The 17,499-nt window shown below is 72.1% G+C and carries 12 protein-coding genes; 5 read left to right on the plus strand and 7 right to left on the minus strand.

From position 1 onward, the window contains the following. Positions 1-5: 5 nt before the first annotated feature. Positions 6-2,123, minus strand: coding sequence for a 1,4-alpha-glucan branching protein GlgB (gene glgB / locus ACFOX0_RS08080; RefSeq protein WP_377543548.1), 2,118 nt, complete (start codon positions 2,121-2,123; stop codon positions 6-8). Next, positions 2,123-4,228, minus strand: a complete 2,106-nt coding sequence (locus tag ACFOX0_RS08085; protein WP_377543226.1) for an alpha-1,4-glucan--maltose-1-phosphate maltosyltransferase — start codon at positions 4,226-4,228, stop codon at positions 2,123-2,125. The genes glgB and ACFOX0_RS08085 overlap by 1 nt, the downstream gene beginning before the upstream one ends. A 128-nt stretch (positions 4,229-4,356) precedes the next feature. On the opposite strand from ACFOX0_RS08085, the gene ACFOX0_RS08090 reads away from it, so the two are divergent. Continuing rightward, entirely contained in the window at positions 4,357-5,721 is a 1,365-nt protein-coding gene (locus ACFOX0_RS08090; RefSeq protein WP_377543227.1) for a glycosyltransferase, read from the plus strand. Here the strand turns inward: ACFOX0_RS08090 and glgA are convergent. Continuing rightward, positions 5,682-6,914, minus strand: a complete 1,233-nt coding sequence (glgA, locus tag ACFOX0_RS08095) for a glycogen synthase (RefSeq protein ID WP_377543228.1) — start codon at positions 6,912-6,914, stop codon at positions 5,682-5,684. The two genes, ACFOX0_RS08090 and glgA, sit on opposite strands and share 40 nt — an antisense overlap. 73 nt (positions 6,915-6,987) lie before the next feature. On the opposite strand from glgA, the gene glgC reads away from it, so the two are divergent. Beyond that, positions 6,988-8,220 (plus strand): glucose-1-phosphate adenylyltransferase, encoded by a 1,233-nt coding sequence (gene glgC, locus ACFOX0_RS08100; RefSeq protein WP_377543229.1) that lies wholly within the window; start codon positions 6,988-6,990, stop codon positions 8,218-8,220. Between the two features lie 124 nt (positions 8,221-8,344). Further along, a complete protein-coding gene (pgm, locus tag ACFOX0_RS08105; RefSeq protein WP_377543230.1) occupies positions 8,345-9,991 on the plus strand; it encodes a phosphoglucomutase (alpha-D-glucose-1,6-bisphosphate-dependent) in 1,647 nt (548 codons plus the stop codon). 33 nt (positions 9,992-10,024) lie between these two features. Here the strand turns inward: pgm and asnB are convergent, their stop codons facing one another. The 4 genes from asnB to ACFOX0_RS08125 form a co-directional block, all read right to left on the minus strand. Then, complete coding sequence (gene asnB, locus ACFOX0_RS08110) at positions 10,025-11,896, minus strand: asparagine synthase (glutamine-hydrolyzing) (protein ID WP_377543231.1); 1,872 nt, start codon at positions 11,894-11,896, stop codon at positions 10,025-10,027. After that, positions 11,896-12,018 carry a hypothetical protein gene (locus ACFOX0_RS08115; RefSeq protein ID WP_377543232.1) on the minus strand — a complete coding sequence of 41 codons (123 nt, stop codon included), beginning with the start codon at positions 12,016-12,018 and terminating at the stop codon, positions 11,896-11,898. The genes asnB and ACFOX0_RS08115 overlap by 1 nt, the downstream gene beginning before the upstream one ends. 49 nt (positions 12,019-12,067) lie before the next feature. Continuing rightward, entirely contained in the window at positions 12,068-13,960 is a 1,893-nt protein-coding gene (locus ACFOX0_RS08120; protein WP_377543233.1) for a polysaccharide biosynthesis protein, read from the minus strand. Between the two features lie 154 nt (positions 13,961-14,114). Further along, positions 14,115-15,245 carry a DegT/DnrJ/EryC1/StrS family aminotransferase gene (locus ACFOX0_RS08125; RefSeq protein WP_377543234.1) on the minus strand — a complete coding sequence of 377 codons (1,131 nt, stop codon included), beginning with the start codon at positions 15,243-15,245 and terminating at the stop codon, positions 14,115-14,117. Between the two features lie 283 nt (positions 15,246-15,528). Between ACFOX0_RS08125 and ACFOX0_RS08130 the strand changes: the two genes are divergently transcribed. Both ACFOX0_RS08130 and ACFOX0_RS08135 read left to right on the plus strand, forming a co-directional pair. Further along, complete coding sequence (locus tag ACFOX0_RS08130; protein WP_377543235.1) at positions 15,529-16,731, plus strand: glycosyltransferase family 4 protein; 1,203 nt, start codon at positions 15,529-15,531, stop codon at positions 16,729-16,731. Beyond that, positions 16,721-17,476: a class I SAM-dependent methyltransferase gene (locus ACFOX0_RS08135; RefSeq protein ID WP_377543236.1), complete on the plus strand. Its 756-nt coding sequence runs from the start codon at positions 16,721-16,723 to the stop codon at positions 17,474-17,476. The genes ACFOX0_RS08130 and ACFOX0_RS08135 overlap by 11 nt, the downstream gene beginning before the upstream one ends. Positions 17,477-17,499 lie beyond the last annotated feature (23 nt).

Consider the following 17,499-nt stretch of genomic DNA (forward strand, 5'->3'; position numbering starts at 1 on the left):
GCCGGCTAACCGGTCGGGCGGAGCCAGAGCACGCCGAGCGGGGGGATCCGCAGCTCGGCCGAGGCGGGCATTCCGTGCCACGGCACGTCCTGGGCGTGTACCGCGCCCAGGTTGCCCACGCCGGATCCGCCGTACGAGTGCGAGTCGGTGTTGAGCACCTCGCGCCAGGTGCCGCCGCGCGGCAGGCCGATCCGGTAGCCGTCCTGCGGTACGGCGGCGAAGTTCGCCACGCAGACCAGCGGCGCGCCGTCCAGCCCGATCCGGACGAAGGCCACCGTGTTGCGCGCCGCGTCGTCCGGCACGATCCACCGGAAACCGCCGGGGGAGGTGTCCTGCGCCCACAGCGGCGGCGCGTCGCGGTACGCCCCGTTCAGGTCCCGGACCAGCCGCTGAACCCCGGCGCTGCCGGGGTCGTGCGGCAGGTACCAGTCCAGCCCGCGCTCCTCGCTCCACTCCCGGGGGTCGGCCAGCTCGCAGCCCATGAACAGCAGCTGCTTGCCGGGATGCGCCCACATGTAGGCCAGCAGCGCCCGGACGGTGGCCAGCTTCTGCCACTGGTCACCGGGCATCTTGCCGAGCAGGGAACCCTTGCCGTGCACCACCTCGTCGTGGCTGATCGGCAGCAGGTAGTTCTCGCTCCAGGCGTAGACCAGCGAGAAGGTGAGCTGGTGGTGGTGGAACTGCCGGTGGATCGGCTCCTTGCCGACGTAGGTCAGCGTGTCGTGCATCCAGCCCATGTTCCACTTGAAGCCGAAGCCCAGGCCTCCCTCGGCGGTCGGCCGGGTCACCCCCGGCCAGGCGGTGGACTCCTCGGCGACCATCACCACGCCCGGGTGCTCCCGGTAGACGGTGGCGTTGACCTCCTGCAGGAACGCGATCGCCTCCAGGTCCTCCCGGCCGCCGTACCGGTTGGGCTGCCACTGGCCCGGCCTGCGCGAGTAGTCCAGGTAGAGCATGGACGCGACCGCGTCCACCCGCAGCCCGTCGACGTGGAACTCGGCGCACCAGTACAGCGCGTTGGCGACCAGGAAGTTGCGCACCTCGCGGCGGCCGTAGTTGAAGACGTACGTGCCCCAGTCGGGGTGCTCGCCGCGCTGCGGGTCCGGGTGCTCGTACAGCGGCGTGCCGTCGAACCGGGCGAGGGCCCACTCGTCCCGGGGGAAGTGCGCCGGCACCCAGTCCAGCAGCACGCCGATGCCGGCGCCGTGCAGCCGGTCCACCAGGTGGCGGAAGTCGTCCGGGTCGCCGAACCGGGCGGTCGGAGCGTAGTAGCCGGTGACCTGGTAGCCCCACGAGCCGCCGTACGGGTGTTCCATCACCGGCAGGAACTCGACGTGCGTGAAGCCCAGGTCGACCACGTACTCGGTGAGCTGGTCGGCGAGTTCGCGGTAGGTCAGCCCGGGCCGCCAGGAGCCGAGGTGCACCTCGTACACGCTCATCGGCTCCTGGTGCGGGCGGCGCTGCGCCCGGCGGGCCAGCCAGTCGGCGTCGGACCACTGATAGTCCGACCGGTGCACCACGGACGCGGTGGCCGGCGGCACCTCGGTGTGCGCGGCGAGCGGATCGGCCTTCTCCCGCCACTGCCCGTCCGCACCCAGGACGCGGTACTTGTAGCGCTGGCCGGGGGCCGCGCCGGGCACGAAGATCTCCCACACCCCGCTGGCACCCAGCGACCGCATCGGCCAACCGTCGTGCGGCCCCCAGCCGGTGAAGTCGCCGACCACCCGTACGCCCCGGGCGGCGGGCGCCCAGACGGCGAACGAGACGCCGCCGTCGCCCAGGTCGTCCCGGGGCCGTGCGCCGAGCACGGTCCACAGCCGTTCGTGCCGGCCCTCGCCGATCAGGTGCAGGTCGACCTCGCCCAGGGTGGGCGGGTAGTGGTACGGGTCGTCGGTCGGCGTGCCGTCGACGTCGAGCCGGTAGTCGGGCACCTCGCCCGGCACGGTCGCCTCGAAGACACCCTCGTCGTGCACCCGCCGCATCGGGTGCCGGTCCGTCCCGACCAGCACGGCGACCTCCCGGGCGCCCCGGCGCAGGGTACGGATCACCGTGGACCCGTCCCGCGGGTGCGCGCCGAGCAGGGCGTGCGGATCGTGCTCCGCGCCGGCGATGAGCTGGTCCATCATGATCCCCCGGATTGTGCATTCGGCCGGCCGGGACGTTTCCGCTTGCCGGCCCGCCCGGCGAGCGGCCGGCCCGGCCGGGCCGGCACAGCGGCCTCGGCAGTCCCGGCGGCGCTGTCCGCACCGGCGACGGGGGACTGCCCGAGCCGGTGCACCGTGAACACGTGCGCCGGATACAGGTACGGATCCAGCTTCACCGTGTTGTGCTGTCCCCAGTCGTAGCTGACCCCGGTCAGCTCGTCCCGTACGGTGAACCGCTCGTGCCAGTCGAAGCCGAGCGTCGGCATGTCCAGCGTGGTGTTGCCCCACTGGACCGTGTGCGGGTCGAACGTGCAGACCACCAGGACCGTGTTGCCGGTGTCCGGGTCGTGCTTGGACCAGCACAGCAGGGCCGGATTGTCGATGTCGTGGAACCGCAGGTTGCGCAGCCGGCGCAGCGCCGGGTTGGCCCGCCGGATCTCGTTGAGCCGGGTGAGGAACGGCGCCAGCGACCGGCCCTGCGCCTGTGCCGCCGCCCAGTCCCGGGGCCGCAGCTCGAACTTCTCGTTGTCGAGGTACTCCTCGGCGCCCGGGCGGGCCACGTGTTCGAACAGCTCGTAGCCGGCGTAGATCCCCCAGGAGGGGGAGAGCAGGCTGGCCAGCACCGCCCGGATCCGGAACATCGGCGGCCCGCCGTGCTGCAGCGACTCGTGCAGGATGTCCGGGGTGTTGGGCCAGAAGTTGGGCCGCATGTGGTCGGCCGAGGCGACCAGTTCCTCGCAGTACGCGCGCAGTTCCGCCGCCTCGGTCCGCCAGGTGAAGTAGGTGTACGACTGGCTGAAGCCGATCCTGCCGAGCCCGTGCATGATCGCCGGCCGGGTGAACGCCTCGGCGAGGAAGAGCACGTCCGGCTCGACCTTCTTGACCTCCCAGATCAGCCAGTGCCAGAAGTCGAACGGCTTGGTGTGCGGGTTGTCCACCCGGAAGATCCGGATGCCCTGGGCGACCCAGTGCAGCACCACCCGGAGCATCTCGGCCCGGATGCCCTCCGGGTCGTTGTCGAAGTTGAGCGGGTAGATGTCCTGGTACTTCTTCGGCGGGTTCTCGGCGTACGCGATGCTGCCGTCGGCCCGGGTGGTGAACCACTCCGGGTGTTCGGTGACCCACGGGTGGTCCGGCGCGGCCTGCAGCGCCAGGTCCATCGCCACCTCCAGGCCGGCCTCGGCGGCCGCGTCGACGAACCGGCGGAAGTCCGCCAGGGTGCCCAGATCGGGGTGGATCGCGTCGTGCCCGCCCTCGGCGGCGCCGATCGCCCACGGCGAGCCCACGTCGTCCGGCCCGGCCACCAGGGTGTTGTTCCGCCCCTTGCGGTTCACCCGGCCGATCGGATGGATCGGCGGCAGGTAGAGCACGTCGAAACCCATCGCGGCCACCCCGGGCAGCCGTCCGGTCGCCGTGGCGAAGGTGCCGGACCGGGCCGGCCGGTCCGCGGTGGCCAGCACCGCGCCCTCCGACCGGGGGAAGAACTCGTACCAGGCGGAGAAGAGGGCCCGCTCCCGGTCCACCCAGATCGGGTACGTCTCACCGCCGGTCACCTGCTCCCGGACCGGGTGCTCCCAGAGCAGGTCGGCGAGGTCCAGGGCGGGGGAGACCCGTTCGGCCAGCGGCCGGGTGTCGTCGCGCAGGGCGGCGGCGGCGCCCCGGACCCGGTCGCGCGCGCCGGCCGGCACCAGCGCCTCGGCCGCGTCCAGTACCCGCGCGCCCTCGGCCAGGTCGTTGGCCAGGTCGGCGCTGCCCTGACCGGCGGCGATCTTCTTGGTCACCGCGTCCTGCCAGGTCAGGTACGGATCGCTGAACGCCTCGACGGTGAAGCTCCAGGAGCCGACCGCGTCCGGCCGGATCGTGGCGTGCCACCGGTCCGACCCCGGCTCACCGGGCCGCATCCGGGTGAACGGGGCGGTCCCGCCGTCGGGTCCCCGCCACACCACGTTGCAGCCGAGCTTGTGATGGCCCTCCCGGTACGACCGGGCGGACACCGGCACCAACTCGCCGACGACGGCCTTGGCCGGGTACCGCCCGCAGGAGACCGTGGGCGTGACGTCCTCGATCGGAAAGCGTCCAGTCACGCCTGACAACCTACTGCCCACCGGTCCGGCCCGCCCGGCGAGATCAGCACCCACCGCCCGACGGGCGTGACGGCGTCGCCGGCTCGATCGTTCTTACGAAGGTCAGCGAGTGAGAACGGGAGACGCGCGTGCGCGACGGCGACCGGCAACCGGCCGAGCCTTTGGGGATCGTGCTGATGGACCACCCGGTGCAGTACTTCGTACCCGGTCTGCGCCGGCTGGCGGCGTTACCCGGGGTCCGGAGCCGGAGCTACTACGACCGGGTGTCCGCCGAGGGCTTCCATGATCCGGGTTTCGACCGCCGGGTCAGGTGGAACACCGACCTGCACTCCGGGTACGACTGGTGGACCCCGCCGAAGCCGGGTCGCCGGAGAGGCTGGTGGACGGTGCTGCGCTCGCTCCACCGGGACCGGCCGGACGTGCTGATCAGTTTCGGCTGGGTGGGTCGGATCTGCCGGCTGGGGTTCCTCTACGCGCTGGTGACCCGTACGCCGATCCTGTTCTTCTCGGACGCCAACATCCGGGATCCGCGACCGTTGAGCCGGCGGGCCCGGCTGCGTCGGCGGGTGCTGCGGGCGGGATTCCGCCTGGCTGCGGGCGCCCTGGCGACCGGGTCGGCCAACCACGCCTTCTACCTGGCCCACGGCATCCCGCCCGAGCGGCTGTATCCGGGCGTCTACTCGGCGGACGTGGACCTGTTCTTCGCGGCGGCGGACCGCCGGCGGGCGGCCGGCATCGATCCGGCGGACCGTCCGTTCGTCATCGGGTACGTCGGGAAGTTCATCCCGATCAAGGCCGTCGACGATCTGATCGAGGCCTGCGCCCGGCTGGACCCGGGCATCGACTGGGAACTCTGGCTGATCGGTGACGGGCCGCTCCGGGTGGAACTCACCGGGTTGGTGGACCGGCTGGGGATCACCGACCGGGTGCGGATGTTCGGCTTCCGCAACACCGACGAGGTGCCCGATCTGGTCGCGCGGATGGACGTTCTGGTGCTGCCGTCACACGTCGAACCACGCGGGCTGGTGGCGGTCGAGGCCGCGGCCGCCGGCGCCGTGCCGGTGGTCAGTTCGGTGACCGGCGTCTGGGGTCCGGGCGACCCGATCGAGCACGGGATCAGCGGTCTCGTCTACCCGGTGGGGGACATCGGCGCCTTGGCCGACTGCCTCCGCCGGCTGAGCGGCGATCCCGGACTGCGGCGCGGGCTGACCGCCGAGGCTCGGGAACGCGCGGCCGGGCAGGGCGCCCGGGCGTTCGCCGCGACGATGGCCGCGGCCATCGCGGAGATCGGCGGTCGACGGCGGAACCGGGTGCCGGGTCCCCGCCCGGAGCTGCCCCGGTCGCGCGGTGGGCGCCCGGCGTCGCCCGCGACGTCCGATCCCGGTGCCCGGGTGGCCGGCGTGCGGGGCGGCGGCCGGACCGGCGGGCGAAGTGTGCTCGATCAGCTACCCGGTCACGACGGCGACACCGGGCGGCCGAGCACCGAGCGGTAGACGGCCATGGTGCGTTCGGCGATGGCGTCCCAGGAGAAGTGCTCGACCGCCCGGCGGCGGCCGGCCAGGCCCAGCTTCCGGGCCCGGTCCGGGTCGGTCAGCAGCTCGTTGAGCGCGGCGGCCAGGTCGGCCACGAACCGGTCCGGGTGCAGCGGGGTGCCGGTGCCGTCGTCGGCCTGCTCGATCGGCACCAGCAGGCCGGTCTCGCCGTCCGCCACCACCTCGGGGATCCCGCCGGTGGCGGTGGCCACCACGGCCGTCTCGCAGGCCATCGCCTCCAGGTTGACGATGCCCATCGGCTCGTACACCGACGGGCAGACGAAGACGGTGCTGTGCGTGAGGATCTGGATCACCTCCCGCTTCGGCAGCATCTCGGCGATCCAGACCACCCCTTCCCGGCCGGTGCGCAGCTCGGCCACCAGCCGCTCGACCTCGGTGGCGATCTCCGCGGTGTCCGGGGCGCCGGCCAGCAGCACCAGCTGCGCCCCGGGGGCCAGCGACCGGGCGGCCCGCAGCAGGTACGGCAGGCCCTTCTGCCGGGTGATCCGGCCGACGTAGACCACCGTGGGGCGGTCCGGGTCGATGCCGTGCCGCTCCAGCACGTCGGTGCCGGGATCCGGGGCGTACTGGCCGGTGTCGATGCCGTTGTGCACCACCCGGATCCGGTCGGCCGGCACCGCGGGATAGGCGGTCAGCACGTCCCGCTTCATCCCCTCGGACACGGCGATCACCGCGTCCGCGGCCTCCACGGCGGTGCGTTCGGCCCAGGAGGAGAGCGTGTACCCACCGCCGAGCTGCTCGGCCTTCCACGGCCGCAGCGGCTCCAGGCTGTGCGCCGTCACCACGTGCGGCACGCCGTACAGCAGCTTGGCGACGTGGCCGGCCAGGTTGGCGTACCAGGTGTGGCTGTGCACCAGGTCGGTGCCCGCGCAGCCGGCGGCCATCTCCAGGTCGACGCCCATGGTCCGCAGCGCGGCGTTGCTGCCGGCCAGCGGCGCCGGGTCGGCGTACGCGGTCACCCCGGCCTCGTCCCGGGCGGCGCCGAAGCAGTGCACCCGGACGTCGGCGAGCGCCCGCAGGTCCCGGGCGAGGTACTCGACGTGCACCCCGGCGCCGCCGTACACCTGCGGCGGGTACTCCCGGGTGAGCAGGTCGACGCGGAGGGACCCGGTACGCGCAGTGGAGTCGGTCACGTCCCGCACGATAGCCGCAACCAGTTGCTCGTACGAGTGGTGCGTTCGCACTCCGGTGGTTAGCGTCTGATGTATGGCTGCCAAGGTGCTCGCGATCGTCCTGGCCGGTGGAGAGGGCAAGCGCCTGATGCCGCTCACCGCCGACCGCGCCAAGCCGGCGGTGCCCTTCGGGGGCATGTACCGCATGATCGACTTCGTGCTGTCCAACCTGGTGAACGCGGGCTACCTCAAGATCGTGGTGCTCACCCAGTACAAGTCGCACTCGCTGGACCGGCACGTCACCAAGACCTGGCGGATGTCCAACCTGTTGGGCAACTACGTGGCGCCGGTGCCGGCCCAGCAGCGCCGCGGGCCGTGGTGGTTCGCCGGCTCGGCCGACGCGATCTACCAGAGCTTCAACCTGATCAACGACGAGCAGCCCGACTACGTGATCGTCTTCGGGGCCGACCACATCTACCGGATGGATCCCCGGCAGATGGTGGAGGACCACATCGCCTCCGGCGCCGGCGTGACGGTCGCCGGCATCCGGCAGCCGCTGGCCCAGGCCGACCAGTTCGGCGTGATCGAGGTGGGCGAGGACGGCCGGAAGATCCGCGCGTTCCGCGAGAAGCCCACCGACGCGCGCGGCCTGCCGGACGCGCCCGACCAGATCTACGCCTCGATGGGCAACTACGTCTTCACCACCGGCACGCTCTGCGAGGCGGTGGAGCGCGACGCCGCGGACAAGACCAGCAAGCACGACATGGGCGGCAGCATCATCCCGATGATGGTCGAGCGCGGCGAGGCGAACGTCTACGACTTCAAGGACAACGAGGTGCCCGGCAGCACCGACCGGGACCGCGGCTACTGGCGCGACGTCGGGACGTTGGACTCCTTCTACGACGCGCACATGGACCTGATCGCCATCCACCCGGTGTTCAACCTCTACAACTTCGACTGGCCGATCTACACCGACCAACCGCCGTACCCGCCGGCCAAGTTCGTGCACGGCTGGCAGGAGCGGGTCGGCCGGGCGGTCAGCTCGCTGGTCTCACCCGGTTCGGTGATCTCCGGGTCGCTGGTCGAGAACTCGGTGGTCTCCCCGCGGGTGCGGGTGCACTCCTGGGCGCACGTCAGCGGCTCGGTGCTGATGGAGGGGGTCGACATCGGCCGGCACGCGGTGGTGCGCAACGCCATCCTGGACAAGAACGTTGTCGTACCGGAGGGTGTCGAGATCGGGGTGGACCTGGAGAAGGACCGCGAGCGCTACACCGTCTCGCCGAACGGGATCGTGGTCATCGGCAAGGGCCAGCGGATCGAGCCCTGACCGGCGGTCCGCCCGACCGGCGCCGGACCCCGCGCCGGCACGTTCCACCCGTGCCCGGCGCGGGAACCCGTACCAGCATCATGATCGCGCCCCGGCGGCGCCGGTCGGTCAGGAGGTCAACCCGATGTCGCCCCACCCGCGTGCCGGTCAACCGGCCGAGCCGTCCGACCTGGTCGACGTGGCCCGGCTGGTCACCGCCTACTACACCGGGCGCCCCGACCCGGCGGACCCGGCGCAGCAGGTCGCCTTCGGCACCTCCGGGCACCGCGGGTCGAGCCTGAACAACGCCTTCAACGAGCAGCACATCGTCGCCATCGCCCAGGCCGTCTGCGACTACCGTCGGGAGCGGGGCGTCGACGGGCCGCTCTTCCTGGCCAAGGACAGCCACGCGCTGTCCGAGCCGGCCACGGCCAGCGCGCTGGAGGTCTTCGCGGCCAACGCGGTCACCGTGCTCGTCGACAGCCGGGACGGCTACACCCCGACTCCGGCGCTGTCGCACGCGATCCTCACGTACAACCGGGGCCGGACGTCCGGGCTCGCCGACGGGGTGGTGGTCACCCCCTCGCACAACCCGCCGACCGACGGCGGCTTCAAGTACAACCCCACCCACGGCGGGCCGGCCGACTCCGACGCCACCCGGTGGATCCAGGACCGGGCCAACGCGCTCATCGCCGACGGGCTCGCCGGGGTCGACCGGATCCCGTACCCCCGGGCCGTCGCCGCCGACACCACCGGCCGGTACGACTTCCTCGCCACCTATGTCGACGACCTGCCCGCGGTGCTGGACCTCGACGCGATCCGGTCCGCCGGGGTACGCATCGGCGCCGACCCGCTGGGCGGGGCGAGCGTGGCCTACTGGGGACAGATCGCCGAGCGGCACCGACTGGACCTGACGGTGGTCAATCCGCTCGTCGACCCGACCTGGCGGTTCATGACCCTGGACACCGACGGCAAGATCCGGATGGACTGCTCGTCGCCGAACGCGATGGCCTCGCTGATCGACCAGCGGTCGGCGTACCGGATCGCCACCGGCAACGACGCCGACGCCGACCGGCACGGCATCGTCACCCCGGACGCCGGCCTGATGAACCCCAACCACTATCTCGCCGTCGCCATCTCCTACCTCTTCCGCACCCGCACCGACTGGCCGGCGGGCACCGGGGTGGGCAAGACCCTGGTCTCCTCGTCGATGATCGACCGGGTCGCCGCCGACCTGGGTCGCCGGCTGGACGAGGTGCCGGTGGGCTTCAAGTGGTTCGTGCCCGGCCTGCTCGACGGATCGGTCGGGTTCGGCGGCGAGGAGAGCGCGGGCGCGTCGTTCCTGCGCCGCGACGGCAGCGCGTGGACCACCGACAAGGACGGCATCCTGCTCTGCCTGCTCGCCTCGGAGATCGCCGCGACCACCGGGCGCACGCCCAGCGAGCACTACGCGGACCTGGTGACCCGGTTCGGCGACCCGGCATACGCCCGGATCGACGCGCCGGCCAGCCGCGCGGAGAAGGCGGTGCTCGGCAAGCTCTCGCCGGAGCAGGTCACCGCCACCGAACTCGCCGGCGAGCCGATCACCGCGACGCTGACCCGGGCGCCCGGCAACGACGCGCCGATCGGTGGGCTCAAGGTGACCACCGAGTCCGGCTGGTTCGCGGCCCGGCCGTCCGGCACCGAGGACGTCTACAAGATCTACGCCGAGTCGTTCCAGGGCCCGGAGCACCTGACCCGCATCCAGGACGAGGCTCGGGAACTGGTGTCGGAGGTGCTCAGGAAGGCCTGACGGCCGGCGGTGGTAGTGCGGGGTCGGCTGGTGTCACACCGCCGCGTCGGTGGTGACATGGTGGTCGACGACCTGTGGCCGGCCGGTCCGCAGCGAGCTCCGCAGCGAGCGTAGCCACGAGTCGAGGCAGGCCACCGACCACGCCCTCGGCCAGGCGACCCCGCCGGTTCGCCATCCGTCCAGGACCGCCGCCACGTTCTCGGCGCGCAGGACTCCGGTCACCGGAGCGTCCGGTTGGCCGGCCCGGCGTACGACCGGAGCCAGCGGACCGTCGCGCATCCATCGGTCCATCGGCAGGTTGAAGCCCCGCTTCCGGGTTTCGGCGATGCGTTTCAGGGTGGCGTCGCCGGTCGCGGCGGCGAAGCCCCGCTTGCCGATCCCCCGCCGGGGATCGGCACCGAGGGCGGCCCGGGCGAACGGCACGTCGACGAACGGCACGCGTATCTCCACCGAGCAACCCATCGAGTATGCGTCGCAGTCGGGCAGCAGCGTGCCGCCGAGGTATCCCTCGATCTCGTTGACGGACAGCGCGACGGCCGTCGACGGGCCGCTCGGACCCGGCGGACCGACCGTTTCCCGGCCCGCTGCCCGGCCTGTTTCCCGGCCCGGGTCGGGCAGGAGCGCGTCGATCTCGTCATCGAAGCGGACCCGGCGAACCACCTCGGCCAGGCCCGCCGCGTCCCATCCCGCGGTGCCGCGCAACAGGTGGCCGAGCTTCCTGCGCCGGTTGCTTCCCCCGCCGGCCACCAGCGCACCGGGTAACCGGGCCGCTCCGGCGATCCGGAGCAGGGGGAGGTACCGCAGCGCCCGGAAATGCGGGTAGCCGGCGAGCACCTCGTCACCGCCGACACCGGAGAGCGCGACCTTCATGCCGAGCCCGGCGATCGCCCTGCTCACGAGGAAGGTGTTCAGCCCGTCGATCGACGGGCGCTGCATCGAGGCGAAGAAGTGATCCGCCAGGTCGTCGTCGGGCAGGCCGGAGAGAATCTCGTGCCGATGGCCGAAGGAACGGGCGATCTCGCGGGCTCCGGCTCCCTCGCCCATCGTGCCGTCGATGTCCACGGTGACACAGGTGAGCCGGGCGCCCAGCGTCGAAGCCGCCCAGGCGATCGACGCGGAATCCAGACCGGACGACAACAGCAGCGCCACCGGTACGTCACTGAGCAGGTGTCCGGACACCGATGTCAGGAACGCGTCCCGCAGCTCGGCCGGCGAGGTGCGCGGCAGGTCGTCGAAGAGGTCGTCCCGGACGGTGCCTCCGGTCCGCCGGGTGGCCCCGTCCCATCGAACCCACCCGTTCGCCGGCACGGAGTGGACGCCGGCGAACGGTGACTGGTCGCGGGACAACCCGCCGTACGCCAGATAGCGCCGCAACGCCGCCCGGTCCAGCTCGGGCGCGGCCAGCACGCCGACGAGCGGTCTCGGCTCGGAGGCGAACATCATCGTCCCGTCCGGCGTTCCGGTGTAGTACAACGGTTTGATGCCGAAGGGATCCCGGGCCAACGTCACGCTGTCGACGGTGGTGTCCACGACGGCGATCGCGAACATCCCACGCAGCTCGGCGAACATCCCCGTCCCGAGTCGCTGCCAGAGCTCCGGCAGGATGGCACCGTCGCAGCGTCCCGCCACGGTCAGCCGGTGGCGGCGGCGCAGCTCCTCGTGGTTGTAGATCTCACCGTTGAACACGACCACGACCGAACCGTCGGCGGACCGGAAGGGTTGGCGGCCGCTGTCGCTGAGGTCGACGATGGCCAACCGGCGGTGCCCCAGCGCGACCGGGCCGGCGGACCACCAACCCGCGTCGTCGGGCCCACGGTGGCACAGGCGGCGATCGACGACACCCAACGCCCGGAGGTGGCGGTCGGTGATCGGGTTCGGTCCGACCAGGCCGCTGATCCCGCACATCAGAACGCCGCCCGTTCGACGGTGGGGCGGGTGGGCGGGAAGCCGGCTCCGACCGTCACGCCGCCGGTCGGGACGGCGGCGAGTGGTCCGGCCTTCCGACCCGCGTCGGTGCTGCGAGGCATCCTGGTGCTCCTGGCCGGTCTCCGGGTCAACGCGCCGATCAGACGCGCGTCAGCGGTCGGCCGGGGTCCACCGCGCGTCGGGGGCCCGGTGGATGTCCGGGACGGTCGAGATCGGATCGGGTGGCTGCGGGGGTTGACCGCACAGCCACGCCATCCTGTCGAGCAACTTGTCGGGTGGGTCGAACGGGTCCAGCGTGCCCGCCTCGGCCGGGTCCAACTCGGGCACCGCCACGTGCGAGACGAGGGGGTGCAACGGCCGACGGTCGACCTCGCCGGCGCCGAAGAGGTCCTCGTGCAGCTTCTCGCCCGGCCGCAGTCCGGTGTAGACGATCTGGGTCCGGCCGGGAGCGCGGGCGGCGAGTTGGCGTGCCACGTCGTCGATCCGGACCGGCTCGCCCATGTCCAGCACGAGCGCCTCCCCGTCCCGGCCGATCGTCGTGGCCTGCAGCACGAGGTGCACCGCCTCCTGCACCGTCATCAGATAGCGGGTCACGTCCGGATGGGTGACGGTGATCGGCAGGCCGGCCGCGATCTGCGCCTGGAAGGCGGTGACCACCGAGCCGCGGCTGCTGAGCACGTTGCCGAACCGTACGCTGAGGAAGGTGCCGGGGAGGGCGACCGCCGCGTGCGCGGTCAGCCGCTCCGTGATGCGCTTGGAGTAACCGAGCACGCTTGTCGGATTCGCCGCCTTGTCGGTCGAGACGTTCACGAACCGGGTCACGTCCCGACAGGCGTCGAGAACGGCCATGGTGCCCCGGATGTTGGTCTGCACCGCTTCACCGGGATGCCGCTGCAGCAGGGTCAGATGCTTGAGGGCGGCCGCGTGGAAGACGATCTCCGGCCGCCGTTCGGCGAAGATGCGGCTGATCCGCTCCGCGTCCCGGATGTCGGCGAGGATGAGTTCCGGGCTGTCCAGCATCGCCCGGCCGTAGAGTGACAACTGCAGGCTGTGCAGGGCGGATTCGTCCCGGTCCAGCATCATCAGCTCGCCCGGTTCGGCGCGCATGATCTGCCGACACAGCTCCGAGCCGATCGATCCGCCCGCGCCGGTGACCAGCACCCGGCGGCCGGCCAGGCCGCCGGAACCGGTGACCAGGTCCGCGACGACGTGCCGACGGCCGAGCAGGTCGGAGATCTCCGGGCTGCGTACGTCGGCGACGCTGATCCGATGGTCGACCAGTTCGTAGATCGACGGCAGCACCTTGAAGTCCGCGCCGGCGGCCAGCGAGCGGCTCCGGATCTCGCGGATCAACTCGGCGTCCGCGTTGGAGACGGAGAAGATCAGGCTCTGCGCGCCGGTCCGGCGTACCGCTGCGGCGATGTCCTCGCGGCCGCCGAGCACGCGGACGTCGTCGATGCGCAGGTGACGCTTCGCCGGATCGTCGTCGAGCAGCCCGACGGGCAGGTACCGGCCGTTCGGGTCGGTGAGCAGGGCGCGCAGCAGCCCCTGGCCGGCCGATCCCACCCCGAACAGCAGCACCGGCGTGCTGGACCCGGTGGTCGGCCGCAGGGAGCGGTCCCGCCGGTACCGGTAGCTCCAGCGCGCGGCGAACATGAGCAGCACGGTGCCCGACAGCGCCACCACGGGCGTGCTGACCGGGACCGGCCGCTCCGCGGTCGTCAGCAGGTAGAGAAAGACGGTCGTCCCGGTCGCCACCACCGTGCGCGCGACCGAGCGGGCCTCCTGCAGGCTGCCGACCGGGTACCAGCCGAGGTACCGGTTCCGGCCCAGGGTGACGACGAGGTAGATGCCGGCCGCCGTCGCGCCGATCGCCAGCGTGTGGGCCGTCTGGGCGGCGCTCGGGCGGAACTCGTAACGGGTCCAGATCGCCAGGAGGAAACCCACGATCCAGGCGACCACGTCAACGACCAGCAGATAGGCCCGGCGGAGCCTGGTCCGCGGCTGGTCGGCGGCGGCTCGGACGTCGGCGGTGCTCGGCATACGTGTGCTCCCTGGCATCAGCCTCGTGGCTGGTGGAGGCCGCGCTCTCCCCAGGGGTAATAACGTGCAAGCCGCGCCGTCGGCACCGTGGCATTCCCGGAAAAAATGCTCATGTCGGCATCGCCGTCGGCGCCCGCCGGCCGATGGTCCGTGATCAGCGGCCGGCCAGGAACTCCGCTACGGCCAGGTGGACCCGCGAGATCCGTGTCTCGTCCATGTTCGACCCGCTGGGCAGCGCCAGGCCGGTGCGGTAGAGATGCTCGGCGGTGCCGGTCACCAGGCCGCGAGCCCGGGCGAAGACGGGTTGCAGATGCATCGGCTTCCACAACGGTCGCGTCTCGATGTCGCGCTCGGCGAGGTGCGCGGCGAGTTCACCGGCGTGCCAGCCGGCCCGCGCCGGGTCGACGACCAGACAGGTGAGCCAGCAGTTCGCCCCGGCGTCACCCTCGCCGAGCAGCCGCACCCCCGGCGTGGTGGCGAACAGCTTGGCGTAGCGTTCGCGCAGCTGGCGGCGCCGGCCCAGCAGTTCGTCGAGCCGGTGCAGCTGGGCCCGGCCGAGCGCGGCGAGCAGGTTGCTCAGCCGGTAGTTGTAGCCGACCTCGGTGTGCTCGTAGTGCGCGACCGGCTGCCGTGCCTGGGCCGCGAGATGGCGGCAACGGGCGACCAGCGCCTCGTCGTCGGAGACGATCATCCCACCGCCGGAGGTGGTTATGATCTTGTTGCCGTTGAACGAGAAGACGCCGGCCCGGCCGAACGACCCGGCCGGCCGGCCGTGCCGGGCGGCACCGAGCGCCTCCGCCGCGTCCTCCACGACCGGTACGCCGACCGCGGCGCAGAGCGGGAGCAGGGCGTCGTAGTTGGCGCAGACGCCGAACATGTCCACCGGCAGCACGGCGGCGACCTGCTCGCCGTCGGCACGCAGCCGACGCAGCAGCTCGGCCAGCAATTCCGGGTCCAGGTTGCCGGTTTCCGGCTCGCAGTCCACGAAGATCGGTTCGGCGCCCGTGTACACCACGGCGTTCGCCGTCGCGACGAACGTCAACGTCGGCACGACGACCCGGGTTCCCGGTCCGGCGCCCACGGCCAGCAGGGCCAGGTGCAGCGCGGCCGTACCCGAGCTGACCGCCACCGCGTGGCGGGTGCCGACCCGGTCGGCGAGCTCGCGCTCGAACGCGTCGAGGTCCGGGCCGGCCGGTGCCGCCCAACCGGAGCGGAGCGCTCGGATCAGGTAGGACTCCTCCAGCTCGCCGACATCCGGGGACGACAGGTGGATCCTGACTGGCATGGGGACTCCCGGGGTCGGACGTGCGCCGCACTGGTCTGATCGGCTGACAGCTACAACGATGGTCAGCTGACAGCTATAACGACGGAAAAAAGCGGCAGGCGTGGCGTCGAGCAGCCGGGCGATACGCCGCGTAACGCCCGATCCGTCGATTCGTTGGCTGGATGTGACGGCTGACCCGACCTCCACGACGACCATCGGCATCGAGCAGCCGGGCCCCGAAGGGCGCCCGACCGGTGCGCCGCTCGGGCGGACGACCGCACCGCCGCTACGCCGTGTCGCGCTCGTGACGTACGGCTTCGAGTACGGGGGCGGAGTGCGCACCGTGGCGCAGTGGTTGTGGGACGGGTTGCTGGCCACGGGCCGCTACTCGGTGGCGATGCACGATCTCGCGACGTTCAGCCGGGACACGTCGAGTCGGCGGCTGATGGTGCCCACCAGTTGGCTGCGGCGTGACCTCCGGACGGTCGGACCGGGTGGGTGGTACACGCACTGGGGTGCGAACGCGGTGGAGTTGGAGATCATGCGGTACCGGCCGCGCCGACAACTGACCGCCGCCCTGCGGGACGCCGACATCGTGCAGGTGGTGTCGGGCGCACCGGCCTGTGCGGCGCCCGTCGTGAGGGCCGGTGTCCCGGTGGTGCTCCAGGTCGCCTCGCTGGTCGGGTGGGAGCGTCCGGCACTGCTGGCCTCCCTCCCACCGGCCCGACGGGCCTGGTGCCGGTGGATGACGAGGCTGGTGTCGCGGGTCGAGCGCGACGTGCTGTCCCGGGTCGACGCCGTCCTGGTGGAGAACGCCGCGCTGGCCGAGCATGTGCGTTCGGTGAGCCGGACGCGGCTGCTGGTGGCTCCACCGGGAGTGGACACCGACCGGTTCGTACCCGCTCCGGACGGCTGGCGGCGGGACGGCTACCTGTTGTCGGTCTGCCGGATGAGCGACCCGCGCAAGGGACTCGACCGGCTCATCCTCGCGTACGCCGAGATGCGGCGCTTGCAGCCGTCGATCGGGCCGCTGGTGCTCGCCGGCCGGCACCGGCCCGAGCCGTCGCTGCTGCGGACCATCGACAGGCTGGGACTGCGGGACCGGGTGCTGATCCGGTCGGAGGTCCCGGCCGCCGAACTGGTCGCGGTGTACCAGGGTGCCGCCGCCTTCCTGCAGACCTCGCACGAGGAAGGGCTGGGCATCTCGGTGCTGGAGGCGATGGCCTGCGGGTTGCCGGTGGTGGCGACCGAGACGAACGGGACTGTCGAGACGGTCCGGCACGGCGAAACCGGCTGGTTGGTGCCGCAGGGGCCCGCGCCGCGGGTGGCGATCGAGGTGGCTGAGCGGACGCTCGACCTCCTCACCGGCCGGGGTGCCGATTTCGGCAGCCGGGGACGGGTCCGGTGTCTGCGGAAATTCTCCAGCGCGGTCGCCCTGAAACGGTTCACGGACGTGTACGACCGGCTGGCGCCGGTCCGGCGGGCGGGCGGACCGGATGCCGGGTGAGGCGTGGCGACCGCGGCTGGCCGGCGTCACTCCGCGGGTGCTCAAGGACTGGCGCCGAGCCGTGGTCATGGCGGCGATCCGCCGGCGCAACGCCGGCCGGTCGGCCGAGCGGGTGTTCGCGGACATCTACGCCGAGGGTCGTTGGGGTGCCGGGGAGACCTTCGACTCCGGCACCGGCTCCCGGGGCGAACTCGCGATCCGGTACGCCGAGTACGTCCGCTCGTTGGTCCAGCGGCTCGGCGTGCGCTCGGTGGTGGATGTGGGCTGCGGCGACTTCCGGGTGGCCGGGCTCTTCGCCGATCACGTCGAGTCCTACCACGGGGTGGACGTGGTGCCCGCCGTGATTGCCCGCAACAACGAGCTCCATGGTGCGCCGGGCGTGCGGTTCTCCGTCCTGGACGCCACCGTCCGGCCGTTGCCGGAGGGTGACCTCTGCCTGGTCCGGCAGGTCCTGCAGCACCTGTCCAACCGCCAGATCGCCGGCATCCTGGCGCACTGCAGGCAGTTCCCGACGGTACTGGTGACCGAGCACTGGCCGGCACCGGACCGGATGCGCCGACCCAATATCGACAAGCCGCACGGGCCGGACATCCGCCTCGACCGCGGTTCCTGGGTGGACATCACCCGCCCACCGTTCGACTGCCGGCCGGTGCGCGAGGTGCTCCGGCTGTCGTTGGGTCTGCCGCTGTTCCGGTCGGGGGAGACGGTCCGGACATTCCTGTGGCAGCCGTCCGCCGGTGCGTGACCTGGCCGAGTGGCCGTCGTTGG

It is taken from the genome of Micromonospora zhanjiangensis (genome assembly GCF_042650605.1).
Classification (GTDB): Bacteria; Actinomycetota; Actinomycetes; order Mycobacteriales; family Micromonosporaceae; genus Micromonospora_J; species Micromonospora_J zhanjiangensis.